Below are 24,072 nucleotides of genomic sequence, written 5' to 3' on the forward strand. Positions count from 1 at the left end.
TTTTTAGATGTGAGATGTGAGACTTGAGATTTTAGACTAATTGCCAATTCTCATATCTCATATCTAGTTTCTCAAATCTTATTTATTTTTCAAATCTTCAATCAGTTTATCTACACTTTCAATAGTTAAGTTTTCGTAGAAAGTATATTCCGGGCTAATTTGCAGTACCGGACCAAAACCACAGGCAGCTAAACACTCAACTCCTCTAAAGCTGAATAAACCATCTGCGGTAACTTCACCTTCTTTAACGCCCAACTTATTTTCTAAGTGGTCTAATATTTTTTCGGCGCCAACTAAACAACAAGGACCAGTACGGCAAACATCCAAAGCATATTTGCCTTGAGGTTTTAAGAAATACATGGTGTAAAAAGTTGCTACCTCGTAAACTTCAATCGGTTGAATGTTTAAATATTCAGCAACTTGATCCATCGCAGATGTAGGAACCCAAAGAAATTCTGCTTGTACTAAATGCAATAATGGCAGCAAAGCTGATTTTTCCTTACCCACAGGATAACGACTTTTAACATCATCAAATTTGGCAAGCAATTCTGATGAGAACACTACAGGTGTTTGTTCTTCTACTTTAAGCATCTAATTCTCCTGCAATAATATTCATACTACTCATGTTGATAATGGCATCAGACAATAACATGCCTTCGCTCATTGGTGCAAACATTTGGTAATTTATAAAACTTGGCCTGCGGAAGTGTAAACGATATGGTGTACGGCCTCCATCATTAATTAAATAGAAACCTAATTCACCATTTCCACCTTCTACAGCATGATAAACTTCTGCTTTTGGTGCATCAATTTCTCCCATCACAATTTTGAAATGGTAAATTAATGCCTCCATATTGTTATAAACTTCTTGTTTCGGAGGAAGATAAAATTCAGGAACGTCGGCATGAAAAATACCTTTTGGCTCTGTTTTCAGCTTCACAATGGCTTGTTCGATGATGCGCAAACTTTGCCACATTTCTTCGTTACGAACCAAATATCTGTCATAAATATCACCACTTGTTCCAACCGGAACCTCAAAATCGAAGTCTTGATACGAAGAATACGGGTCGCTTACACGAACATCATAATCTATACCCGTCGCACGTAAAAGTGGGCCAGTCCAGCTATACTCCAAAGCAGCCTCTTGAGTTACTTCCGCAACACCAGCTGTTCTATCAATGAAAATCCGGTTACGGGTTAAAAGATTTTCGAACTCTTTCAAAGCAACTGGAAACTCTTTTAAAAATTTATTAATCTTCGCAAAGGCCACTTCATTGAAATCTCTTTCGAAACCACCAATACGGCCAATGTTAGTTGTTAAGCGGGCACCGCATACCTCTTCGAAAATTTCGTAAATATGCTCACGGAATTGGAAAAGGTAAAGGAAAGTAGTTGTTGCTCCGGTATCCTGACCGATAATCGTATTACAGATAATGTGATCGGCAATACGCGAAAGCTCCATCACAATCACGCGAAGATAATCTACGCGTTTAGGCATCTGGATATTTAACAACTTTTCAACCGTCATGTGCCATCCCATATTGTTAATTGGCGATGAGCAATAATTTAAACGGTCGGTTAATGGTGTAATTTGATAGAAAGGGCGATGCTCGGCAATCTTTTCGAAAGCACGGTGGATATACCCAATTGTAGAAACTCCGCTTACAATACGCTCGCCATCTAACTGCAAAACGTTTTGAAAAACACCATGTGTTGCAGGGTGTGTTGGACCTAAGTTTAAGGTCACCAGCTCACTTTGCGGGTCGTTATCTGTATATACCGGATGGTTATGATTCATATAAATTACCTTCCAAAAAATTCATCTTTTTTATCAACTCGGTTCGGGTCTTCCAATGGATATTGCTTCAACATTGGGTGCACGCCCAAATCATCCATATTCAAAATACGGCGTAAATCGGGATGACCTTCAAACTTAACCCCGAATAAATCGTAGGTTTCTCGTTCCATCCAGTTCGCACCTTTCCAAATTTTTGTCGCCGTTGGTATGGTAGGATTTTGCTCAGAAATGAAAACTTTAATTCTAATCCGCACTTTTTCTACCATGTTATGCAGATGATAGACAACAGCAATACCATGGTCTTTACCAGGATAATGAACAGCTGTAATATCAGTAAGGAAATTGAATTTTAACTCTTCTTTAAGATGTGAAAGTACATTTACGATAACATCTTTGTAGGTTACGAAGGTTAATAAACCATAAGGCTCAGAAACGGCGGTAATTTTCTCACCAAACTTTTCGGTTAGCTTAACGTGGATGTCGTTATTCAGCGTCGTTTCTTCCATTATTTAATGCCGTATTGACCTAAAAGTTCTTTGTAATAATCAGAATTTCTTCTTCTTCCAGATTCATTTTTTACTAAATCCTGGATGCGTTGGAAACCGTCTAAAATAGCTTCTGGTCTTGGTGGGCAACCCGGAACGTAAACATCCACAGGGATTACTTCATCAATACCTTGCAAAACAGAATAAGTATCGAAAATACCCCCACTACTTGCACAAGCTCCAACTGCCATTACCCAACGTGGCTCAGCCATTTGGATATAAACTTGCTTTAACACCGGCGCCATCTTTTTAGCGATGGTACCCATAACCATTAAAACATCGGCTTGACGAGGAGAAAAACTCAAACGTTCTGCACCGAAACGACCTAAATCGTAGTGAGAACCCATGGTTGCCATAAACTCAATTCCGCAACACGAAGTGGCGAACGGTAAAGGCCATAATGAATTTGAACGAGCCAAACCTATCACTTTATCTAACGAAGTGGCAAAGTACCCAGGTCCTTCGGTTCCTGGAGGCGCATCAACTATATTAATTTCACTCATGTTTATAAACAAAAAATGCTCATCCCTTTGCAGAATGAGCAACAAATTTACAATATTTTAAAGGCAATCAAACTAGCTTAACTTGATTTAGAACCTTTCTAAATAATTAAAATTCCTATTGGTTAGTGTGAGTGATACACATTCAGTTTTGCAATTAGCAACTTTCAATTTATAGTTTTTAAATCGAGGACTATTAACTGCAATTTTCTGCTGGTAACTGCGAACCGACTAGTTCCAGTCTAATACTTTCTTTTTGATCACGTAGATGAAACCCAATAACAAGGTGCCCATAAAGATGAACATCTCAATCATTCCGTCCATTCTTAGCGCTCTAAAATTCACTGCCCAAGGATACATAAAGATAACTTCAATATCAAAAAGCACAAATAAGATTGCCACAACAAAATATTTAATCGAAAACGGTTGACGAGCATTACCCACAGATTTAACACCTGCTTCGAATGTTTCCAATTTATCAAGCGTTTTACGTTTTGGACCTAAAAAGTGTGTTGCCACCAAGGTGGTAACCACAAAACCCAGGGCTACGATTACTTGAAATATTATCGGTAAAAAATCTATCGAGGTACTTTGCGCTTGCATAATCTTTATTTTCTGATGCAAAAGTAAAAGAAAAAGGCAGAGTAACCAAACTCTGCCTTTTCTAAATTATTTAACTTGTTAATTACTTACCTTTTCCTTTTGGTGCTGCTGCTCCACTTAATTCCTTTAGTTTCGCACTTGCATATGTATCTGCAGGATCCAATGCTAAACACTTGTTAAGATAATCAATTGCTTTTGGCTTGTCTTTATCAGCATACCATGCACCTAATAATCTGTATGATTCAATTAAGTTAGTTTTCGCAGAAGCTTGTTCTTCTGGCTTAACTAACGTAACATATTTTTCATAATAAGGAATCATCAAGCCTTTTGTTGATTCGCCATTTTTAGTCTGATCGATATAGTCGTTGATTCTAGCTCGGTAAAAATATGCTAAAGCAAAATCAGGTGAAGCTTTTGATAATTGACCCAACGCCGTATCAGCTCTAACTAAACCTTCGATATTCAATGGCTTTTTATCTTTTTTCAAATAATAAGATTCTAAGAATCTGTTTATACCGATATATAAATAGTTATAAAGAGACCCTTTACCATTTGGATTATATTTAGCGGCTAATTCGTAAACATCTGCCGATTTAGCATATTTCTTTGCTTTATATAATGCAGCAGCAGCTTCTGATAGCGCATCAGCGTTAGCTGAATCTACTCTTGTCGCTTTGATGATATTGTTTAAAGCTAAACTATCTTGGCCAGCTTGTAACTGTGCTTTACCTAAATAAAGATAATCGTTACCTAAAATTTTGGTTGTGTCTTTTTCCTTGGCAAAGAAAGATGTCATGCTAGTTAAAGCTGCAGGGTAGTTCTTATTCTCATAAGCCGCCCAACCTTTCATTCTATCAACAACAGCTGCTTTTGCACTTCCTGCAGGCGCCTGAATAGATGAGGCAACTTGCTCTAAAGTAGGATAATCTTTAGCATAAAATAAGAACTGAGCATAACGCAACTGAGATTCTAAAGATTTATCAGTTAAATCCATGTATTTTTTATAGTTCTCAATTCCTTTTTTTGCTTTTTCCTGATCGGTACCAAAGCTACTCCATTGTAGGTAAAGCTCGCCTAATTCACGGTAAGCAGGACCATAATTTGGATCAGCAGCAATTACATCCTGTAATTCTTTTTCACCTTCTGGAAATGCTCTCGATTCTTTATACATTTTACCAATCTGAGTTTTTGCTCTACGATTGGTCGGATCGATGTCATTTACACGGAAGTATGGACCTAATGCTTCAGAATTCTTTTTCTGCAATGCATAAGCATCACCTTGCGCTAAAAAGATTTCAGCATCTTTATCTTTCGAATCCAATTCATCAGCTTTGTTGATATTGGCCAATGCATTAGTATAATCTGGTTTAGATATATCATCACTCGGTTTATCTTGAGCTAAATAAGCTTTACCGATATACAAATAAGTTTTGTAATCTTTTGGGGCTAAAACAACCGCTTTATCAAAATTACTTTTTGCAGAAGACGGATTGTTTGATAACATATCTGCCTCGCCTAAACCAATTAAGTTTAAATTATTTTTTGGATCTGCTGTAACACCCTTGGTAAATACCGCACGAGCCGAATCTATGTAACCAGTTTTTAAATAAACCAAACCGAGATTATAATAATTTTCACCGTTTGATGCTTGTGAGCTCACCAATGATTTTAACATTGATGATGCTTTCTGGTACTGTTCAGCGTCAATGGCTTTTTTCGCGTCATTTAAATTTTGAGCAAAAACTGCAGAACCCATCAACACCAAACCTAGATTTAAGGTTATTGCTTTCTTTGAAATTTTCATAGTTCTTTATTGTTTTTTAATAGTGATATATAAGCTTGTTAAATGTCTTATATATCGGATATTCCATTTTAGTTAAATGAAGTGTTTTTACAACTTCGTGGTTCAATTTATTAGTTTATTTTCCGTTTGTCAGATTAATTTGTCTTGGCATTAACTTGTGCGGACCGAGTCCTGATTTAAGTACAATCAATTGACCTCTCTGACTTCTTAACCACGTTGCAAATCCTGTGCCTAAACCATCTCTTCCCTCACAATCTATTATGTTCACATTTCTCAAGAATGGATAAACACCATTAATAAGATTATCCTGAGTGGGTTGATAAAACTTATCATCACCTGGCTTACCTTTAAGGTTTTTAACACCTAGCATTTTTACCTTAGATAGATATTGTACTAATTGCGTATTCTTATCAGAAACCCAATCAACGCCTAAAATACCAATAAAAGTTTTATCTTCTGCAATAAGTTTAATCACGTCTGCGCTAGAACTTTTTGAGTAAACACCTTGAGCTGGGAACTGACTTATATTAGCCAACTGCTTAAGGTATTGAAAGGTACTTGAATAAGCGTTATCAAAGACCAATTTTTTTCCAGAACCCTTACCTTGTAAAATATCAACAACTTCTTTAACGGTAATTGTGCTATCAATATTGTCTTTATTTGTAATTAATGCTATTCCATCAACTGCAAATCTTGTAGAATTAATTCTTATTCCTCTTTGTGTATAGTATTTTTCTTCCGCTTTAGTGAGTAACCTAGGCATCACAATTACCCGAACACTATCGTTTAGAAATGCAGGGATGATTTTCTCCTCGGGTTTTACGGTTAGCTCAAATTTTGCATCTGGATAATCCAAACTAAAAATATTAATCTGCTCCTTTATAATTGGGCTAACACTTTCGTCTACAAGAATTCTTAATGTACCGCTTGTACGTGTTTCCTTCACGTCGGCTGGTTTATCTTTTCTCTTGCAAGAAAGTAAACCCAGTACAATAAATAGATAAAGAATGTTTTTCATGTGTCTTAGTCTCGTCTCCCCAAACTTAAAAGCCTGATGAAAGCATAAAAGATTAAAAAGATACCAATGGCTATTCTTCCCCAGGCTGGAATAAAATTAAACCTGATTGCCAGTGGCTCCCAGAAGATAAATGCTAGACCCATCACTACATAAAGCACGAAGGTGACTAGGCCTAAAATGAGCAAAAACCGCTGTTTAGGCGATTTTTGCTTAAAAATATCAAAATTTAACATTTACTAATTAGTTCAATGTAAAGTTAACGTTGATGTTGTATTTTACCCTTACAGGCTTACCATTTTGAATACCTGGGTTCCAACGCGGACTTGCCTTTAGTACACGGATAGCTTCTTCATCAGTACCACTACCCAAACCGCGGGTAACTGTAATATCAGTTAACTTACCGTCCTTCTCTACAACGAAAGATAAAAATACTTTACCCTGAACGTTGTTTTCTTGTGCCATTGGCGGGTATTTAATTGCTTTACTTAAATAACCGTAAAACTTAGAAATACCTCCCGGGAATTCTGGTTGTTTCTCTATACTAACGAAGTCATAAACTTTGTTATCATCAACCGCAACAGCAGCTTCTCTTTTCGGGCCCTCACCTACTGGCTCAGCAATTACGATATCAGCAGTTGGATCACCTTTGATATCACGCTGACCTGGATCAGCTTCTTTTAATTTCTCAACCGTTGGTGGTTCCTCATCACGTACTTGCTCATCTGGCTTTACGATTGGAGGTGGCATTTTTACCTGATCCACTTTTGGTGGCGGTGGCTCTACCGGTGGCGGCGGTGGTGTTTCTGGATTTACTGGGGGCGGTGGAGCAATAATTACCTCTTTTGCTTTTTCAACTTTCTCTTCCGTATCCATTGAACCTTTGATAAGGCCGTAGATTTTAGGAGCGAAGAATAATGCAAGAAATACTATTGAACCAATAATCAATGCCCGAGTGGTATTGGACCCGTTGGTTTTACGCAACTGGTAAGCGCCGTAGTTTTTGTTTTTACCTTCAAAAACCACTTCAATCCACTGACTTCTTAAAATATCTAACTTTGACATGGTTACTGATTTAACAATTATAAAATACCTTGAGCTTTCATAGCTTCTTTTTCGTTATCTAAGATATTGTCATCATCAATCTGACGAACTTTTACCTTCAATATTTCTAATTCATCCATGATATCAACAAAGTTTTTGAAGTTAGAACCGCTGGTTGGTTTAACCAATACCACAAATTCTCCTTTTACACCAGATGCATCTGCTGTTTTTCTGTTGTCGATAATCGATTTTTCAACTTGTGATAAATTTTCAAAAGTTGGAGCTGTTGCACCAGCTTCTCCCATATACCAAGCTACCTTATCGTTTTTACCTAATAAAATAGTCATGGTTTTAGAAGCTTTCAGTTCCAATCTATTGTCCTTATTGTTATCATCTTTATCTGGCTTCACAATATCCATTGCCTGTGGCGTAGAAATTGAAGTTGTCAAGATAAAGAATGTCACCAAAAGGAACATCAAATCTACCATCGGCGTCATATCGACTCTTGGCGTGGCTTTCTTCCCGCCTGTGTTTAATTCTGCCATTTCTTATTTTCTTCTAGCTTCAGCGTTTGTAACCAATAAGAATTTGTTTACCTTTTGCTTCTGCAATACATCCACAATTTTTTTAACTACCGGATATTCTTCTTTTGAATCTCCTTTGATACTTACACGCATTGGTTGAGAATTAACCTCTGCAGTTGCAGTACGGGCTTGTAGTACCCATGAGTTTAACTGATTATCAGTTGAATCTGTCGGAATTCCATTTTGTACTCCCGGCTTCATACGCTCACCTCCATCAAGTGCAAGAAACGATTTTAGACTTGATACAGGAACACCGAATGATGCAACTAAAGAAAACTTTTTAATTTCTTCAGGAGAAAATGTAATGTTATACTGTTGACCAATCAACTCTAAGGTTCTAGCCTTAACTTTCTGACCTGCAACCTCGAAAAAAACCTTACCCTGACCAATGGTTAAAATTGCATTGTTCTCAGCGGGTACCTTAAATTCATACGTTGATGAAGGAGTGGATACCGCTAATGGTTCAGGTTGTTTCGCCGTAGCAGTTAATATGAAGAACGTAAGTAACAGTGCAGCTACGTCGCACATGGCGGTCATATCTGTTACTGTACTGGTTCTTTTAACTTTAATTCTAGGCATAATATTTTTACTTTTTAATAATGATGATCTTTTTTCCGGTTTTCCATAAAGCCGGTAAAAATATTTTCAAAATATTATTTATGCGAGCTAGCGTAAGTTTGAACGATGCTGAAACCAGCCTCATCAATAGCATACGTTAACTTATCAATTTTTGAAGTTAACACGTTGTACATGATAATCGCTAATGTAGATACACCGATACCAGTCATTGTGTTGATTAGTGCCTCAGAGATACCTACCGCTAATGCTGATTGATCTGGAGCACCAGAGTTTGCTAAACCGGCGAATGCACGGATCATACCTGTTACTGTACCTAATAAACCGATCAAAGTACCGATTGATACCAAAGTAGCAATGATGGTTAAGTTTTGCTCTAACATTGGCATTTCTAAAGCTGTAGCTTCTTCAACTTCTTTTTGGATGGCAACAATTGATTGCTCAACATCTAAGTTAGTGTCAGCTTCAACTTCGCTATATTTTTTCAAACCAGATTTGATTACGTTAGCAACAGATCCTTGTTGTTTATCACATTCTGCTTTTGCAGCTTCGATGTTACCAGCGTTTAATAAACCTTTAACTTTAATGATAAAAGTATCTAAGCTTGATTTACCGCTTGCTTTACCAATAACGATTAAACGCTCGATAGAGAAAACGATCGTAGTTAATAATAAACCGATTAAGATCGCTACGATTGGACCACCTTTATAAGCTGTACCTGGATAGTTGTTTGGTAATGGTAAATTTTCGTTGTTATTGTCGATAAAGTTTGATGGATCTCCTAATACAAATCTCCAAATGATAAAGCCGATTACAATACAAATTGGAATTACTAATGTTGCAAAAACATTTGAAGCACTTGAAGAGCTCTCTTTTTTAACAGTTGTTGGTTTTGGTGCGTTTGCCATTTTTTTTTAATTTTTAGTTTTAGTTCTTGTTTTTAATTTTTTGCTGTTTTTACTTTTGTACTACACACAACGATTGTTATCTGATTTTGTTGCGAAAAACAAATTTATAAATTGATTTTAAATTACAAATTAATAAATCAATAAACAATTAAATCGTTACTTAAGATTTAGTTTACGGTAACCATCATAGGCGTATAACAAAAGAATTGCCCCAGCTAGAGGCAATTCTTTCACAATAAAAACTAAAAAAAAACCTAATTGCAAATTTTTTGCCCAAAAAATGTATTTTAAACACAAATTAGCACACTTTTAACTCTTCTTGGTGTAGTTTTGACACTTTGGGTTGTTCAAACTGCTTAAAATTATCTGCAAAAGCATTTGCGAGTTCATAAGCTTTTAAAAAGTATTCTTCCTGGTTGCTCCATGTTTTTGATGGATCTAATATTTCATCGGGAATGTTAGGGCAATGTAAAGGAATCATTAATTTAAAAACATGGTGCGTTTTGTAGTGGTTATGATCTAAACCTCCGTTCAAAGCAGCAGAAATCATTGCTCTGGTATAACTTAATTTAATTCGCTTTCCAACGCCATACGGTCCGCCGCTCCAACCCGTGTTCACTAGCCAAACGTTCACTTTATGGGCTTTCATTTTTTCGCCCAATAACGCGGCATATTTTGAAGGGTGCAATGGAAGAAAAGCCTTACCAAAACAAGCTGAAAATGTGAGTTGGGGCTCGGTAATACCCGCCTCCGTTCCTGCCACCTTAGCTGTGTAGCCGCTCATAAAATGAAACATGGCCTGTTCAACATTCAACTTCGAGATTGGTGGCAAAACGCCAAAAGCATCAGCTGTTAAGAAAAATATATTTTTAGGACCAGATGCGATTGATGGCAAAATTGCATTATCAATAAAATCAATCGGATAGGCCACCCTCGTATTTTCTGTTTTCTGAATATTTGAAAAATCTACCTCTTTGGTATTACTAAAGAAGTTTATATTCTCTAAAAGTGCGCCGAATTTTATCGCTTTATATATTTGCGGTTCTTTCTCTTCTGTTAAATCTACACATTTAGCATAACAACCTCCTTCAAAGTTGAAGACGGAATCATTTCCCCAGCCATGCTCATCATCGCCTATCAGTCCTCTCTCAGGATCAGCCGATAAAGTAGTTTTACCCGTTCCGGAAAGGCCGAAAAATATTGCGGTATCGCCATCCTTACCCACATTTGCCGAGCAATGCATTGGAAGTGTATTTCTATAGATTGGGAGGATGAAGTTTAAAACAGAGAAAATTCCTTTTTTAATCTCTCCAGTATATCCACTTCCGCCAACTAAAATCATCTTTTTAGTAAAATTGATAATGGAGAAATTTTCTTGCCGCGTGCCATCTACCATTGGATCTGCTATGAAGCCAGGCGCTGCAATAATTGTCCATTCAGGGGTAGATCCTAAATCATCAATTTCTGGTCTTAAAAAAAGGTTGTTCGCAAAAAGATTTTGATAAGCTGTTTCTGTCACTACCCTAATAGAAATGGAGTAATCAGGGTCGGCACATGCGGAAGCATCACGAACGTAGATTTTTTTATCTTTCAGATAGCTTGTGATTTTGGCAAACAATTGATCAAAATTCGCGGGACTAATTTTGATATTTACGTCACCCCACCAAACCGTGCTTCCAGTGATATCGTCGTTCACGATAAATCTGTCTTTGGGAGAACGCCCGGTAAACTTGCCAGTATCAACAGCTAATGCGCCAGATGATGCCAATTCGCCCTCTTTATTTAATAAGGCTTCATCAATTAATTCCATTGGAGATAATTGGTACTTTACAGCATTGTTTTCGCCTAGATTTAAATAGCTTAAATCTGGCGCATGCAGTTTCTTTTTGCTCATAACAATAAGTTAGTTAGTGAGGCAAAGGTAAAGACTAATTGATGAAATAAACTAGTATTTTTAAGTAATTATTTACATATTGTAGCAATTACACTATTAGTTAACTGTCTTATCTACAATGTTTTAAATTCAATTTTTAAGCATCAAAAAAAATGAAAAAATACACTAAGATGTAAGTTTGCACACAGGAATGGATGATTCAGATTGCTTCGCTGGGAGAAATTCAAGACGACGGATTAACTGAACGATTTAAATGATATTTATGTTCCAGTTTTAGTAGTTAGGGTTTTCTACTAAATTAACCACCAGCTTTTTTTACCTTGTAACCGTCCTTTTGAAGAATAGCCATTATCTTATCTCGCACGTCGCCCTGGATCATAATTTCACCATCTTTTACAGATCCACCGACACCGCATTTGGTTTTCAGCATTTTTCCTAAAACCTCCAGATCTTCTGTTTTACCTTTAAAACCGGTGACAAGCGTTACTGCCTTTCCTCCCCTATTTTTCTTATCGAGCATTACGCGTAAATCTTGCTGTTTATTTGGTGAGGTTACTGTATCATCTACTTCCTCTTCATATTCGAATTCCGGATTTGTAGAATACATGATTCCACCAAGATCACTCAGGCTATTTTTTTTTGGTTTCATTATACAAAGGTAGAAAGTAATGGAAATTTTGTAAAGCTAAGGAACGATAACTTTTAAAGAAAGTGGGTTTATACTCACTTCAATATCCGCGTTCATTTGTAGGGGTTCGCCATCAACATGAACTGGCCCGGCGTGTTCTCTTGTAATTTTGATGTTCTTTCCGCGTATAATCTCGATCATATCAGAAGTTTCTGCCGTACCTTTTAGCATGATGTAGCTTAACATGGGTAGTTTCAAGATTGAAAAAGGCTTAATAATGCAAACATCGAGCAAACCATCTTTTACTGACGCATTGGGCGATATGTAAACGTCGTTACCATATTGCGAAGAATTTGCGATACTAACGGCAAATGCTTTTCTGCTATATTTCTTGCCATCAATATCAATTAAATATTGTTCTGGCTTGTAGTTGAAAACCTCTTGAAACCCCAGTTTAACATATCCTGCAAGACCACGTTTTTTATCTCGCGAGAAAGCTGAGCTCAAATGTGCGTCAAAACCCATCCCTGCTAAATTAAAGAAACATTTGTTATTGAATTCAGCAGTATCGATTTTATCTACTTTAAATGCATTAATTGCCAGTATTGCGTGGCGCAGGTTTTTAGGAATATTTAGAAAGCGAGCCAATCCATTTCCAGAACCAAGCGGCAGAACGCCCAATGTGATGTTATGCTTTAGAACTTTAGTGGCCACTTCATTAATGGTACCATCGCCGCCAGCGGCAACAATCACGTCGAAATTTTTGGAGGCGGCTTCATCTGCCAGTTCCGAGGCATGACCTACATATTCTGTGAATACGAAATTTGCATTAAACTTTTCTTTATCAAGATACTTATCGATAAAATCAGGAATACGCAGCTTTCCCTTTCCACCAGAAATAGGGTTAATGATGAAAAGTATATTGTTCTTTGTGTGCAAAGTGTAAGAATGAGCGTACAAAATAATCTATAATTTTTGAAATAAAGAAAATATGCTAATTTTGCAGGCATTAAAAGTGGATTGATTTGCTATCCCGATCGTCGGGACCGGATTGCAACCACTTAAAAAAATTGCTAATGCCTCCTTCCAATCATAACAAACCTGTTTTCAAGGGGTTTTGGCAATTATTAATTTTGTTTATTTTTCACTAATAATATTTAATAAATGTCGTATTTATTTACATCAGAATCTGTATCTGAAGGTCATCCAGATAAAATTGCCGATCAAATTTCGGATGCACTAATTGATAATTTCTTAGCATTCGACGCAGAATCTAAAGTAGCTTGTGAAACTTTAGTAACTACCGGACAAGTAATTTTAGCTGGAGAGGTAAAATCAAAAACCTATTTAGATGTTCAACAGATTGCCCGTGATGTGATCAAAAAAATTGGTTATACAAAAAGTGAATACATGTTTGAAGCGAATTCATGCGGTATTCTATCTGCCATTCACGAACAATCGCAAGATATTAACCAAGGGGTAGACAGAAGTAGTAAAGAAGAGCAGGGTGCAGGCGACCAGGGAATGATGTTTGGTTATGCTACAAACGAAACTGAAAATTATATGCCATTGGCGCTTGATTTATCTCACGCTTTATTGAGAGAATTAGCCAATTTAAGAAGAGAGAATTCTGAAATCAGCTACTTACGCCCGGATGCAAAATCGCAGGTTACGTTAGAATATTCTGACGATAACCAGCCTCAGCGTATTGACGCCATTGTGATTTCTACACAGCATGACGATTTTGTGAAGCCTAACTCTGAATCCAAAGCTGATAAAGACGCTGCCAACGAAGAAATGTTGACCAAAATTAAAAGTGATTTGGTTTCCATTTTAATTCCGCGAATCAAAGCTAAATATCCTCAATACGCTCATTTATTTAATGATGATATCACTTACCACATCAATCCGACTGGAGTGTTTGTAATTGGCGGTCCACACGGTGATACAGGGTTAACTGGCCGAAAAATTATTGTAGATACTTATGGTGGTAAAGGTGCTCACGGTGGTGGCGCTTTTTCTGGCAAAGACCCAAGTAAGGTAGATAGAAGTGCTGCTTATGCTACACGTCATATTGCAAAAAATCTTGTTGCTGCTGGTTTATGCGATGAAGTGTTGGTTCAGGTTTCTTACGCTATCGGTGTTGCAAAACCAACTTCAATTAACGTAGTAACTTACGGAACTGCAAAAATTGGCCTAACTGATGGCGAAATAAGCAAGAAAGTAGAAGAAATTTTTGATATGCGTCCTTATTTCATTGAGCAACGTTTGAAATTAAGAAACCCGATTTATAGCGAAACAGCTGCTTACGGGCACATGGGCAGAACCCCGGAAACTGTAAGTAAAACTTTCAAAAACCCTTACGGTGAAGAAAAAACCGTTAGTGTTGAACTGTTTACCTGGGAGAAATTGGATTATGTAGATCAGGTTAAAACTGCATTCGGAATTTAATTTGACAGAAATATAAACAAAAGCTTCCCGTAATCATCAACGGGAAGCTTTTTTGCTTTGAGACTTACTATAAACCTTTCGATTTTAAAAAATCTGCTTCTTGTTTTAATATATTTTTATCGTCGATACTGTAAGACTTAATATCAGCGATCTTCATTTCGTCAATTGCATCAACAAAATCTTGAAATTTCGCAGTTTTAGTTGGCTTGATAATCACAATCATGTATTTTGATGGATCATCTCCATGCACTTTGGCCACTTTAAATTTATTCGCCACTATTTCTTTCTGAAGATCATCAACAGACGAAGTTGTCATGATTGATGCTTCAGCTGTGCCAAGATAACTTACTGCCTGATTGTTTTTGCCAAGTAAAACCGTCATCGTTCGTGAAGCAGGATAATCCATTGTACAGCCAGCACACTCATCCGGTTTGGCTACATCTGCAGCATTCAATGTACCCAACGACGTGGTTAACATAAAAAATGTGGTTAGCAAAAACATGAGATCGACCATTGCAGTTAAATCGACTCTCGGTGCTGCTTTTTTGGCTCTTCCTTTAGCAGGCTTGCCATTTGTTGTTTCGTTTAAAGTTGCCATAAGTTTAGGTTTTTAATGATGATGACAACCGGATAAAGATTACATAAAAAAAGCGATTAAAAATTAATCGCTTTAAAGAACTGGTGAAGCGTATTACTTAACTGCTTCAATTACACCACAACCCACTCTCGGTCCGGAATTACCTGTAGGCTGTGTTTTATAATCGTCTGTTCCTCCATGAACAATAATACCTCTTCCTATAATATTTTTAACATCGCCATCTTGCACACTCCAACGATCTGTAGTGATCGAAATCTTTGCTTCACCTTTCGAATCCAATTTTATGTTGCCTATATCACCACTGTGGAATGCACCTGAATCCCACTTGCCGTGGTTTTCCTTGGTTGGATTCCAGTGCCCGTGAGTATTCTCTCCCATATCGCCACAATCTCCATGCTCATGAAAATGCACCGCAACGTTACTGTCTGCTCTTGAAGCAAATTTCAACTCTAAATCCATTTTAATTTTTCCATCGCTTAACCCGTAAAAGGTAGCGGTGCCGATGCTTTTTGACGGATCTGCAGTTTCGGCTAAGCTTGCTATGGCAAGTTTGCTTTCTTTCTGACCACAAGCACTCAATAATGCGATACTAGCAATCGCTAATCCTAAGAAATATTTTTTCATCCTTTTAAATTTAGTTTTATATGAAACAGATTGGCAATCATTTGGTTTGATTAAAAAACTGAACACATTAAAACCATTTAGGAAGCCACATGTTTAACAAGTATAAAATCATATAATTATGGAACGGCCAATTGCAATGAATACTTTGAGTCAAATTTTAGAAAAGTTGAGGCTGAAAGGAAAAGATAACGAGTTAAAGATGTCTGATCATGGTAAAATGCAAAGCAAATCGCTGGGCAAGATTTATAAACCAGAAGATCTGACAATAGTTAAAACTTATAGATTTGAGGGAGACTCCGATCCAGGAGACAATTCTGTACTTTATTTATTAGAAGATAAGGATAAAAATATAGGATACATTTTAGATGCTTATGGTACCTATTCCGATAATTCAGGTCCAGGTTTTGATGATTTTCTTAAGAAAATTCCCACTGAAAACAGGGATGAGCAAGAGTTGTTAAGCTAAAAAGCTATTTTAAATTACTTGACTAGGCACGAATGATATCATTCGTGCCTTTTTATTAATATGCTTTTAAGCATGATGTAATTTCTCTTTCTATAATATGTATTTTTGCCGCTTATTTATCATTTCTGATGAAAAGCAAATTTATCATTCCGCCGATTCCTGCAGTTTTATTGGCCATAATTAGTGTACAATGTGGTGCGGCGATAGCAAAAGGACTTTTTCCGGAAATCGGAGCTGCTGCAACTGCTTCACTGAGAATAGGTCTATCTGCCATTATTTTACTTGTTGCTTTTCGTCCAAAACTGAGTGAGCTGAATGCTAAGCAATGGAAATATGTAATTTTATATGGCCTTTCTCTTGGTGCAATGAATATGGTATTTTACTTTGCTATAGAGCGCATTCCAATTGGCCTTGGCGTAACACTAGAGTTTGTTGGCCCATTAGTTTTAGCAATATTTAGCTCCAAAAAAGCTGTCGATTTTATCTGGGTTATTTTAGCGGCAGTGGGGATTGCCCTGATTGCACCTTGGACTGATAAAGGATTAGATTTAATCGGTGTATTACTTGCGCTACTTGCAGGCGCTTTCTGGGCGGCCTATATTTTATTAGGTGGTAGAGTTTCAAAGATAATGAAAGGTGGTGAAGCCGTAGCCGTAGGCATGTTATTTGCAACTGTTCTTATCCTGCCATTTGGATTTGCTGGAGGAGGTCTAAATCACCTCAACCCTAAATTATTGGCGCTGGGCGCTGCACTTGCTTTACTTTCAAGCGCTATACCTTTTACGCTTGAAATTACTGCCCTAAAGCAATTACCTCCGAGAACTTTTAGTATATTGATGAGCTTGGAGCCAGCAATGGCTTCGCTTGCAGCTTTTGTCTTTTTACAAGAATACCTAACGGTGGTAGAATGTGCAGCAGTTGCCTGCGTTGTTATCGCTTCAGCGGGATCTTCACTTACCGCAAAAAAAACAGCGGAAATATAAATTACCTACGAGCGTATTGCAAATTAACATTCATAAACTTAACAAAGTCGATAAATGTGGAGTAATTTGCGTATGCTAAGTAGCCTAAGTTTCCCCTTGTAAACATAAGATTTGCTATAAAATTTAAACTTTTTCTATCAGAGTGTGTCTATTATGTATGGTTAACACGCAAGAAGCATATCATTTTATTACGATGCCTCTGATTATGGGTATCGTATTATTTATTTTCGGAACCGCATTATTTATCATTGCGGTTAAACGTAAGTATCAAAGAAAACAAGTTGCAGGCCTGGCAGAATTTACCTGTTCGGATAGAATGGTTAATACTAAAAAAATGGAAAAAGCGATTCGATATATCGCTTTGGTTTTACTACTATCTGGCTTTGTTATTATTACTTACGAAGCTTTACGAATGGAGAGCTCGCCTTCGAATCAAACCGACACGGCTATAAATCTCTTATAATTAAAGTCGCGTCAACGTCATCATTAAGCTTGAAGTCGTTTTTGCTCTCAAATTATCGTATCTTAAAGAAGATCCTAAAATTGGGAACTCAAATAATTAATTTTAAACTAAAAATTTTCAAATTTGGCATTAAAAAAAGCAGGATTTTACAGGGGGCCACGCTTGCCCTTCAGAAAAAAAGAAGCAGAACACAAAATTAACCAATATATCACTTCGCCTGAAGTAAGGTTAACGGGAGATAATGTTGAAACAAACATTTATCCATTGGAAACAGCTTTAGCATTAGCTAAAGAGCAGGATCTAGATCTGGTTGAAATATCACCTAACGCCAGTCCACCAGTTTGCCGCATTATTGATTATAGCAAGTTTCTTTACGAACAAAAGAAAAAGCAAAAAGAAATCAAGGCCAAAGCAAAACAAACCATTATCAAAGACATCAGATTCGGTCCTAATACAGATGACCATGATTTTCAGTTTAAACTAAAGCATGCCATTTCATTTCTAGAAAGCGGCGAAAAGGTTCGGGCCTTTGTTCATTTTAAAGGTCGATCTATTGTTTATAAAGATCAAGGTGAAATATTATTACTAAAATTTGCGCAGGGACTTGAAGATGTTGGAAAAGTAGAATTGCTACCGAAACTGGAGGGCAAGAGAATGTTTTTAACACTGGCTCCAAAAGCTGGGAAGAAATAGAGAGTTCGCTCTTCTCTACAATATCTAGGAAACAATAAAGCCTTAACTTGAAAAAGTTAAGGCTTCTGTTGCGGAATGGACGGGACTCGGACCCGTCCCCAATCTTTTTGGGGATGACAGGCAGGCATTCTAACCAGCTGAACCACCCAAAATCTTCAACAGTTCATTTTTCGGAGAGTTAATAAACTGATTGATTTGAAGGTGACTATATTTTTTCAGACCTATTTCTCGAATCAATGCCTCTCGTTTTTTGGGCATTTCCTCCAGATAGACAAAATGCCAAGGAGTTTTTGAGCTGGTGTATTTTGATTCTCCATTATTATGCGCTATGATTCTTGAATTGGTATTTTAAGTAAATCCTTTATAAAAAGAATTATTTTTCAAGCTTTGGATAATGTAAATATAGAAAGCCATAGGAGCATATTGGTGTGGAAACAAAAAAGCCTTAACTTTTTCAAGTTAAGGCTTTTTTTGCGGAATGGACGGGACTCGAACCCGTCCCCAATCTTTTTGGGGATGACAGGCTGGCATTCTAACCAGCTTAACTACCCAAAATCTTCAACAGTTCATTTTTCGGAGAGTTAATAAGCTGATTGATTTGAAGGTGACTATATTTTTCAGACCTCTTTCTCGAATCAATGCCTCTCGTTTTGAGGGCATTTCCTTCAGATAGACAAAATGCCAATGAGTTTTTGAGCTGGTGTATTTTGATTCTCCATTATTATGCGCTATGATTCTGGAATTGGGATTTTCAGTTAATCCTTTAAAAAAGAATTATCTTTCAAGCTTTGGATAATGTAAATATAGAAAGCCATAGGAGCATATTGGTGTGGAAACAAAAAAGCCTCAACTTTTTCAAGTTAAGGCTTTTGTTGCGGAATGGACGGGACTCGAACCCGTCCCCAATCTTTTTGGGGATGACAGGCAGGCATTCTAACCAGCTGAACTACCCAAAATCTTCAACAGTTCATTTTTCGGAGAGTTAATAAGTTGACTGATTTGAATGTGACTATATTTTTTCAGACTTGTTTCTCGAATCAATGCCGCTCGTTTTGAGGGCATTTCCTCCAGATAGACAAAACGCCAAGGAGTTTTTAAGCTGGTGTATTTTGATTCTCCATTATTATGCGCTATGATTCTGGAATTAGGGTTTTCAGTAAATCCTTTATAAAAAGAATTATCTTTCAAGCTTTGGATAGTGTGAATATAGAAAGCCATAGAGCATAGTGGTGTAAAACAAAAAAGCCTCAACTTTTTCAAGTTAAGGCTTTTGCTGCGGAATGGACGGGACTCGAACCCGCGACCTCCTGCGTGACAGGCAGGCATTCTAACCAGCTGAACTACCACTCCTTTTGTCCCTCTTTAAAGTTAGAACCTCTTTCCCTTGCGGGAATGCAAATATAGGCACTATATTTACTTAATCGTTATTTTAAACGAAATTTTGCAAGTCAAATCTGTAACCTACTGAATTTCATTTGATATATTTTCATTTTCTTCATTCAGAACCACATTATTCCTCTGCAAGAGGAATTCTTAATAATTAGTTTAATGCTAATTCAGTGACTTAATCCTTTTATAATATTCTATTTGCCTGTCTAAAAACTGCTGAATAATATTGTAGCCATTTTCTCTGGCAAAAAAAGCATCCGCTATCGTTAGCGTAAATTCTTTTTCGTATTTATTTTCAGTCTTTCCAGCTGAAACTGGAATAGTCTTATTCATTTCATTTAAAAATGCGAATACAAGCTTATCATTAACCACAGCGCCCCACATAAATATGTTCGCTGCAGTTCTTTCCGGATTATCGTATATAAAAAGATCAATACCAATAGGTTGATCTGAAATAGATGAAATTTCTATAAAATTCTCTTTCAAATGTCTATTTGGTATAATCAACCTAGCAACTTTATTATAGTAATCTACGATACCGATCAAATTTTTATAATTAAATGCCAAAAATGTCTTTCTGTTTGTTTGTAAATTAAAATACTTAGCAATGTTTTCTCCTTGCTTAAAATTGTAAATGTTGGCTGTTAAATAATATACTGGTATTTGCTCGAATCTTAATTTTTGTAACTCTAAGCTATTACGAAAAACAACGGACATTCGTTTTTGTGCCAAAGGATTTTTATTTGCCTGAAGAAGACTCTTTTTAATCTCTTTTATTGTTTCATCTTTATTTTCGAACAAGGATTTTAACTTATCGCTATTTCTATCTAAGGGGCTATTAATGTCAGGAATAAAATGAGGCTTCAAATTAGCTTCATCAAACGCGATGGCCTTATACGAATTAATATATTCTTTACTGTATGACAGCTCCCTAACCCGAGTAACAACGGAATCTACTGTTACAGAATTTCTGTCATGAGCTTTATTGAGTAATCTATCACCCGTATTTTTCTCTTGTGCATAAACAAAGCGAATATTGGTCAGGATAATTGCTAAAAACAATACTTCTTTCAACTTTTTCATATTAATAAGTTATACAACTTACGAATTTCTTATGAAATCAGCCATTGGCAAATTAATACAATTACTCGCATTGTCTTGCGAAATAATAATTTGGTGTTTCCAGAAACAAAAAAGCCTCAACTTTTTCAAGTTAAGGCTTTTGTCGCGGAATGGACGGGACTCGAACCCGTCCCCAATCTTTTTGGGGATGACAGGCAGGCATTCTAACCAGCTGAACTACCCAAAATCTTCAACAGTTCATTTTTCGGAGAGTTAATAAGTTGATTGATTTGAAGGTGACTATATTTTTTCAGACCTCTTTCTCGAATCAATGCCTCTCGTTTTGAGGGCATTTCCTCCAGATAGACAAAATGCCAAGGAGTTTTTGAGCTGGTGTATTTTGATTCTCTATTATTGTGCGCTATGATTCTAGACTTGGGATTTTCAGTGAATCCTCTATAAAAAGATTTATCTTTCAAGCTTTGGATAATGTAAATATAGAAAGCCATAGGAGCATATTGGTGTGGAAACAAAAAAGCCTTAACTTTTTAAGTTAAGGCTTTTTTGCGGAATGGACGGGACTCGAACCCGTCCCCAATCTTATGGGGATGACAGGCAGGCATTCTAACCAGCTGAACTACCCAAAATCTCCAACAATTCATTTTTCGGAGAGTTAATAAGTTGATTGATTTGAATGTGACTATATTTTTTCAGACTTGTTTCTCGAATCAATGCCGCTCGTTTTGAGGGCATTTCCTCCAGATAGACAAAACGCCAAGGAGTTTTTAAGCTGGTGTATTTTGATTCTCCATTATTATGCGCTATGATTCTGGAATTAGGGTTTTCAGTAAATCCTTTATAAAAAGAATTATCTTTCAAGCTTTGGATAGTGTGAATATAGAAAGCCATAGAGCATAGTGGTGTAAAACAAAAAAGCCTCAACTTTTTCAAGTTAAGGCTTTTGCTGCGGAATGGACGGGACTCGAACCCGCGACCTCCTGCGTGACAGGCAGGCATTCTAACCAGCTGAACTACCACTCCTTTTGTTCTTCTTTAAAGCTAGAACCTCTTTCCTCTTTCGAGGTTGCAAATATAGAGACTATATCTTTATTTGCAAATTTTATTTCAAAATAATTTTAATCGCCTAGTTTCCAGCACCTTCCTGCATTTTCTCAGCATTTTCAGCAAACTGTAACGCATCGATAATTTCTTGAATATCTCCATCCATAATGGTCGGTAGATTATACATGGTTAAGCCAATACGGTGTTCGGTTACACGTCCCTGAGGGTAGTTATAAGTTCTGATCTTGGCAGAACGGTCTCCTGTAGACACCATCGTTTTACGTTTAGCAGCAATATCACCGTTCTTTTTCTGCAATTCAATGTCGTACAACTTACTACGCAACATCTCCATCGCAATCACCCGGTTACCCAACTGAGAACGCTCTTGCTGGCAAACCACCACAATGCCCGAAGGCTTGTGCGTTAACTGCACTTTGGTTTCTACTTTGTTTACATTTTGTCCACCAGCACCACCCGAACGAGAAGTCTGCAACTCAATATCAGCTGGATTAATGTAAAGATCAATTTCTTCAGCCTCTGGCAAAACAGCTACCGAAGCGGCTGAAGTATGCACACGTCCCTGCGTTTCAGTATCTGGCACACGTTGAACGCGGTGTACACCACTCTCATACTTTAGCTGACCATACACATCATCACCGCTCACTTTCAAAATCACCTCTTTATAACCGCCAGCGGTTCCTTCAGTTACATCAACCGTTTCTACTTTCCATCCTTTAGTTTCAAAAAAGCGGGTATACATGCGGTATAAATCACCAGCAAATAAAGCTGCCTCATCGCCACCAGTTCCGCCACGAATTTCAAAAACTGCATTTTTAGCATCTTCCGGATCTTTAGGAATCAACATCAAACGGATATTACTTTCCATTTCTTCCTGTTGTTTCAACAACAAATCGAGCTCCTCTTTGGCCATTTCCCGCATTTCAGGGTCTTTTTCAACCGCTAAAATTTCCTTATTGGCATCAATATTACTCATCACGTTTTTGTAGATTTTATACTCATCTACAATTTTGCCCAAGTCTTTATATTCTTTATTTAAAGCCGCAAAACGTTTCATATCCTGAATCACATCTGGATTACTCAACGATTCTTCTACATCTTCCCAACGTAGTTTTATGGCCTCTAACTTATCTAACATAGTATTATTCGAATTGAAATGCTCCTGATTTGGTGTTAGCCAAAAATTTAGGAAATGCAAAAATAAGCAAAAAAGCTGAATTTGTTTGGAACAGGCTGATACAGTTTTTAAAGGATTTGGAAATGAATGGTTCTGAAAATATGGCGGTCAGCAGTCCCGCTAACGTTTCAAGCACCGAGAAAATCGGTGGCTTTACACTTATATCAGGTTTAGAAACGAAGGTAATCACCTTTTTAAACTTTACGTTTCTAAAATAGCAGCAGGGACCTGATTAATTAAACGGGATTGAAATGGCAGCTCCCGATTTCCTTCTAATCGGGACTATAATGAAAAGCCCGACGGACGCTGTAGATTCTACAGATTTTGCTTTCCAAAACTTAAAAAATCTTTCTGATCAGCAATATAAACGAGACTGTAAATTTTATCTGTAGTATTCTAGTTTTAATTCTGCCCCGTCGAAAACTGCGTAAGAATTGTAAGTGAGCCACTCACCAAGATTTATATAGCGGCTTCCATTACCCAAACTAATATTTAAAGGCAAATGCCTATGCCCGAAAATAAAATAATCGAAGTGCTCTTTTTGTAATTGCTCTTTGGCGTAAATGGCCAGCCATTCCTCATCTTCACCTAAAAAAACCTCCTTTTCGGTCTGAGCCGCCCTACTTCCCTGGCTCCAGGCGTTTGCAATGCCAATTCCAAAGTTAGGATGTAAACGAGCGAATAACCACTGGCAAAGTTTACTTCTAAATATTTTACGCAAGAATTTATATTTATGATCGCCTGGCCCTAACCCATCGCCATGATGGAGGTAAAACTTTTTACCATTGCGTTCAATAATTTTCTCATCGCCAATAATTTCCATGCCAATTTCCTGGCTAAAATAATCGCGAACCCACATATCATGGTTGCCTTTAAAAAAGTAGATTTTAATTCCAGCATCGGCCATTGTGGCCAACTTACCTTGCAAACGAATAAATCCCTTTGGGATAACTTTTGCATATTCGAACCAGAAATCGAAAATGTCGCCCATTAAAAACAATTCGCTGCAGGTTGGCTCAATAAAATTTAGCCAATTTACAATACGATTCTCACGGGCACGGCTTTCGCTGTAACTCGGCGTACCTAAATGAAAGTCAGAAGCGAAATAAATGTTCTTGCTCATGTAAGGCTTCAAAGGTAGTGGAAAAAGTCCGAAGGAAAAAGTTTGGAGTCCTTAGTCGGGAGTC

28 protein-coding genes, 2 tRNA genes and 1 pseudogene are annotated in these 24,072 nt (G+C 37.1%); 5 read left to right on the top strand and 26 right to left on the bottom strand.

The window, feature by feature from the left end:
• Positions 1-78: 78 nt before the first annotated feature.
• The 14 genes from ACZZZC_RS00850 to ACZZZC_RS00915 form a co-directional block, all read right to left on the bottom strand.
• On the bottom strand, positions 79-591 hold the full coding sequence (locus ACZZZC_RS00850) for an NADH-quinone oxidoreductase subunit NuoE family protein (RefSeq protein WP_463484408.1): 513 nt from the start codon (positions 589-591) through the stop codon (positions 79-81).
• Entirely contained in the window at positions 584-1,798 is a 1,215-nt protein-coding gene (locus tag ACZZZC_RS00855) for an NADH-quinone oxidoreductase subunit D (protein ID WP_265797363.1), read from the bottom strand. Before ACZZZC_RS00855 ends, ACZZZC_RS00850 begins: the two co-directional genes overlap by 8 nt.
• Positions 1,799-1,803: 5 nt before the next feature.
• Positions 1,804-2,304: an NADH-quinone oxidoreductase subunit C gene (locus ACZZZC_RS00860; RefSeq protein ID WP_463484409.1), complete on the bottom strand. Its 501-nt coding sequence runs from the start codon at positions 2,302-2,304 to the stop codon at positions 1,804-1,806.
• Positions 2,304-2,846 (bottom strand): NADH-quinone oxidoreductase subunit B, encoded by a 543-nt coding sequence (locus ACZZZC_RS00865; RefSeq protein WP_039472971.1) that lies wholly within the window; start codon positions 2,844-2,846, stop codon positions 2,304-2,306. Before ACZZZC_RS00865 ends, ACZZZC_RS00860 begins: the two co-directional genes overlap by 1 nt.
• Positions 2,847-3,074: 228 nt before the next feature.
• Positions 3,075-3,446, bottom strand: a complete 372-nt coding sequence (locus ACZZZC_RS00870) for an NADH-quinone oxidoreductase subunit A (protein WP_056850770.1) — start codon at positions 3,444-3,446, stop codon at positions 3,075-3,077.
• 82 nt (positions 3,447-3,528) lie between these two features.
• Entirely contained in the window at positions 3,529-5,250 is a 1,722-nt protein-coding gene (locus tag ACZZZC_RS00875) for a tetratricopeptide repeat protein (protein ID WP_463486393.1), read from the bottom strand.
• Positions 5,251-5,365: 115 nt separating this feature from the next.
• Positions 5,366-6,268 carry a PstS family phosphate ABC transporter substrate-binding protein gene (locus ACZZZC_RS00880; RefSeq protein WP_463484411.1) on the bottom strand — a complete coding sequence of 301 codons (903 nt, stop codon included), beginning with the start codon at positions 6,266-6,268 and terminating at the stop codon, positions 5,366-5,368.
• Between the two features lie 240 nt (positions 6,269-6,508).
• Complete coding sequence (locus ACZZZC_RS00885; protein WP_056850766.1) at positions 6,509-7,330, bottom strand: energy transducer TonB; 822 nt, start codon at positions 7,328-7,330, stop codon at positions 6,509-6,511.
• 17 nt (positions 7,331-7,347) lie between these two features.
• A complete protein-coding gene (locus ACZZZC_RS00890) occupies positions 7,348-7,854 on the bottom strand; it encodes an ExbD/TolR family protein (RefSeq protein ID WP_056850765.1) in 507 nt (168 codons plus the stop codon).
• Positions 7,855-7,857: 3 nt separating this feature from the next.
• Entirely contained in the window at positions 7,858-8,472 is a 615-nt protein-coding gene (locus tag ACZZZC_RS00895) for a biopolymer transporter ExbD (protein WP_056850764.1), read from the bottom strand.
• 74 nt (positions 8,473-8,546) lie between these two features.
• On the bottom strand, positions 8,547-9,377 hold the full coding sequence (locus tag ACZZZC_RS00900; protein WP_056850763.1) for a MotA/TolQ/ExbB proton channel family protein: 831 nt from the start codon (positions 9,375-9,377) through the stop codon (positions 8,547-8,549).
• Positions 9,378-9,675: 298 nt separating this feature from the next.
• Positions 9,676-11,271: a phosphoenolpyruvate carboxykinase (ATP) gene (gene pckA / locus ACZZZC_RS00905; protein ID WP_463486394.1), complete on the bottom strand. Its 1,596-nt coding sequence runs from the start codon at positions 11,269-11,271 to the stop codon at positions 9,676-9,678.
• A gap of 298 nt (positions 11,272-11,569) precedes the next feature.
• Positions 11,570-11,920: a translation initiation factor gene (locus ACZZZC_RS00910; protein WP_463486395.1), complete on the bottom strand. Its 351-nt coding sequence runs from the start codon at positions 11,918-11,920 to the stop codon at positions 11,570-11,572.
• A 36-nt stretch (positions 11,921-11,956) separates the two neighbouring features.
• Complete coding sequence (locus tag ACZZZC_RS00915; RefSeq protein WP_463484414.1) at positions 11,957-12,859, bottom strand: diacylglycerol/lipid kinase family protein; 903 nt, start codon at positions 12,857-12,859, stop codon at positions 11,957-11,959.
• Between the two features lie 204 nt (positions 12,860-13,063).
• On the opposite strand from ACZZZC_RS00915, the gene metK reads away from it, so the two are divergent.
• Complete coding sequence (metK, locus tag ACZZZC_RS00920) at positions 13,064-14,350, top strand: methionine adenosyltransferase (RefSeq protein ID WP_463486396.1); 1,287 nt, start codon at positions 13,064-13,066, stop codon at positions 14,348-14,350.
• Positions 14,351-14,417: 67 nt separating this feature from the next.
• Here metK and ACZZZC_RS00925 read toward each other — a convergent pair whose 3' ends face one another.
• Together ACZZZC_RS00925 and ACZZZC_RS00930 are read right to left on the bottom strand one after the other, a co-directional pair.
• Entirely contained in the window at positions 14,418-14,948 is a 531-nt protein-coding gene (locus ACZZZC_RS00925; protein ID WP_463486397.1) for an ExbD/TolR family protein, read from the bottom strand.
• Between the two features lie 93 nt (positions 14,949-15,041).
• Positions 15,042-15,572, bottom strand: coding sequence for a superoxide dismutase family protein (locus ACZZZC_RS00930; RefSeq protein ID WP_463486398.1), 531 nt, complete (start codon positions 15,570-15,572; stop codon positions 15,042-15,044).
• Positions 15,573-15,690: 118 nt separating this feature from the next.
• On the opposite strand from ACZZZC_RS00930, the gene ACZZZC_RS00935 reads away from it, so the two are divergent.
• The 4 genes from ACZZZC_RS00935 (at position 15,691) to infC (ending at position 18,177) form a co-directional block, all read left to right on the top strand.
• Positions 15,691-16,038 (top strand): hypothetical protein, encoded by a 348-nt coding sequence (locus ACZZZC_RS00935; protein ID WP_463486399.1) that lies wholly within the window; start codon positions 15,691-15,693, stop codon positions 16,036-16,038.
• Between the two features lie 128 nt (positions 16,039-16,166).
• The gene (locus tag ACZZZC_RS00940) at positions 16,167-17,021 is read left to right on the top strand and encodes an EamA family transporter (RefSeq protein WP_463486400.1); all 855 of its coding nucleotides are present in this window, start codon (positions 16,167-16,169) and stop codon (positions 17,019-17,021) included.
• 157 nt (positions 17,022-17,178) lie between these two features.
• Positions 17,179-17,484 carry a hypothetical protein gene (locus ACZZZC_RS00945; RefSeq protein WP_463486401.1) on the top strand — a complete coding sequence of 102 codons (306 nt, stop codon included), beginning with the start codon at positions 17,179-17,181 and terminating at the stop codon, positions 17,482-17,484.
• Positions 17,485-17,607: 123 nt separating this feature from the next.
• Positions 17,608-18,177 (top strand): translation initiation factor IF-3, encoded by a 570-nt coding sequence (infC, locus tag ACZZZC_RS00950; protein WP_463484421.1) that lies wholly within the window; start codon positions 17,608-17,610, stop codon positions 18,175-18,177.
• A gap of 129 nt (positions 18,178-18,306) precedes the next feature.
• On the opposite strand, the gene ACZZZC_RS00955 is transcribed toward infC, so the two are convergent.
• The 10 genes and pseudogenes from ACZZZC_RS00955 to ACZZZC_RS01000 form a co-directional block, all read right to left on the bottom strand.
• A complete protein-coding gene (locus tag ACZZZC_RS00955; RefSeq protein ID WP_463488224.1) occupies positions 18,307-18,510 on the bottom strand; it encodes a GIY-YIG nuclease family protein in 204 nt (67 codons plus the stop codon).
• A 225-nt stretch (positions 18,511-18,735) separates the two neighbouring features.
• Positions 18,736-18,927 (bottom strand): annotated as a pseudogene (locus ACZZZC_RS00960) (GIY-YIG nuclease family protein); the annotation flags it as partial.
• A 183-nt stretch (positions 18,928-19,110) separates the two neighbouring features.
• Complete coding sequence (locus ACZZZC_RS00965) at positions 19,111-19,395, bottom strand: GIY-YIG nuclease family protein (protein ID WP_463486402.1); 285 nt, start codon at positions 19,393-19,395, stop codon at positions 19,111-19,113.
• Positions 19,396-19,453: 58 nt separating this feature from the next.
• Positions 19,454-19,527 (bottom strand) — tRNA-Asp (locus ACZZZC_RS00970).
• Between the two features lie 201 nt (positions 19,528-19,728).
• Positions 19,729-20,649 carry a hypothetical protein gene (locus ACZZZC_RS00975; RefSeq protein WP_463484427.1) on the bottom strand — a complete coding sequence of 307 codons (921 nt, stop codon included), beginning with the start codon at positions 20,647-20,649 and terminating at the stop codon, positions 19,729-19,731.
• Positions 20,650-20,852: 203 nt separating this feature from the next.
• The gene (locus ACZZZC_RS00980) at positions 20,853-21,137 is read right to left on the bottom strand and encodes a GIY-YIG nuclease family protein (RefSeq protein ID WP_463484424.1); all 285 of its coding nucleotides are present in this window, start codon (positions 21,135-21,137) and stop codon (positions 20,853-20,855) included.
• Positions 21,138-21,252: 115 nt separating this feature from the next.
• The gene (locus ACZZZC_RS00985; protein ID WP_463486403.1) at positions 21,253-21,537 is read right to left on the bottom strand and encodes a GIY-YIG nuclease family protein; all 285 of its coding nucleotides are present in this window, start codon (positions 21,535-21,537) and stop codon (positions 21,253-21,255) included.
• A gap of 58 nt (positions 21,538-21,595) precedes the next feature.
• A tRNA-Asp gene (locus ACZZZC_RS00990) sits at positions 21,596-21,669 on the bottom strand.
• A 103-nt stretch (positions 21,670-21,772) separates the two neighbouring features.
• A complete protein-coding gene (gene prfA, locus ACZZZC_RS00995; protein WP_056850900.1) occupies positions 21,773-22,846 on the bottom strand; it encodes a peptide chain release factor 1 in 1,074 nt (357 codons plus the stop codon).
• Positions 22,847-23,267: 421 nt separating this feature from the next.
• Positions 23,268-24,008, bottom strand: a complete 741-nt coding sequence (locus ACZZZC_RS01000; protein WP_463484429.1) for a UDP-2,3-diacylglucosamine diphosphatase — start codon at positions 24,006-24,008, stop codon at positions 23,268-23,270.
• Positions 24,009-24,072: the final 64 nt, after the last annotated feature.

This window comes from Pedobacter sp. AC212 (genome assembly GCF_979258625.1).